1 protein-coding gene and 1 pseudogene are annotated in these 1072 nt (G+C 60.2%); both read right to left on the minus strand.

The genetic code is table 11. From position 1 onward, the window contains the following. Positions 1 to 298: 298 nt before the first annotated feature. Positions 299 to 631: a HigA family addiction module antitoxin gene (locus ASU03_RS18700; protein WP_442855152.1), complete on the minus strand. Its 333-nt coding sequence runs from the start codon at positions 629 to 631 to the stop codon at positions 299 to 301. Next, positions 597 to 874, minus strand: a pseudogene (locus tag ASU03_RS22140) (type II toxin-antitoxin system RelE/ParE family toxin). The gene ASU03_RS18700 and the pseudogene ASU03_RS22140 overlap by 35 nt, the downstream one beginning before the upstream one ends. Positions 875 to 1072 lie beyond the last annotated feature (198 nt).

Here is a 1072-nt window from a genome sequence, read left to right on the forward strand (position 1 = left end):
CTTATCGGGATGGCAGCTCCCGCAAGGGTTGAAAAAAAATGCATCGGCACCGCGAGGATGCTCGTCCGCAAGAGGATGCGATGGCGGACTGGCGGGTTGCGTGGAGATATCCCACGGCAGCTTTAAAACCCAAGCTGCTGTCATGGTGCTGACAACGTCAACGACACATGCGTGCAGCTTCGTCCCGGTCTCCGGTTGCGTCAGCCGGAAATTGGAATCGGTTCTTGCCCGGACTGGTTAGACACACGAAAAAAATCCCCGCATCGAAACGCAGGGCCGATGGAGGGAAGTGGTGGGATCAGGCGAACTGCAGGCGTGCGATCGGTGGATGCTCGCGGTGCTCCGCTTGCCACAGATCGTAGGCGGCCTGCTCGGCGAGGTATTGCTTTGCGCTGCCCAGGCCTGCCAGCTCAAGCCGGTGGGCCAGGTCAGCGCTGATGGCTGCTCTGCCATTGAGGACAGTGGAAAGCTGTCCACGCGAGTACCCGATGTGTCGGGCGAGCCCGATCACCGACAGGTTGATCGCCGGCAGCACATCCTCGCGCAACGCTTCACCCGGATGGGGCGGGTTGTGCATAGCCATGTTGGCCTCCTGTTTAGTGATAATCGAGGTAATCGACCAGTTCCACATCGGAACCGTCGAACCGGAAGATGACGCGCCAGTTGCCTGAAACGCTGACCGACCAGTAGCCAGCGAACCGCCCCTTGAGAGGTGCAGCCGGTTGCCGGGACGGTCCATGTCGTTCGGAACCTGGGCCACGTCCCGGGACGCCAGCAAGCGCCGCAGACGTGCAACATGGTCGGCGCGAACGCCGGAGGTGTCGCCGCGCTGGTGCAGCGCCCGTAGTCCCTTGTGCCGAAAGGACCGGATCACAATGAATTAAGTGTAAGGCTATGGCTTACACTTTTCAAGTGGACCAGAAGGAATGTCATTGGCTTGACTCCTTGAGAAGTGGGGGAAACGCCGTGCGCAATCAGGATTGCCGCCGAAGACATTTCATAGGTGGAGATCCCTTGGGTACAGTGGCCGCGCGAAGTGGCGAGTAGGCTCGCCATCCGGCATATGTTGACG

This window comes from Colwellia sp. TT2012 (assembly GCF_001440345.1).
GTDB lineage: Bacteria > Pseudomonadota > Gammaproteobacteria > Enterobacterales > Alteromonadaceae > Colwellia.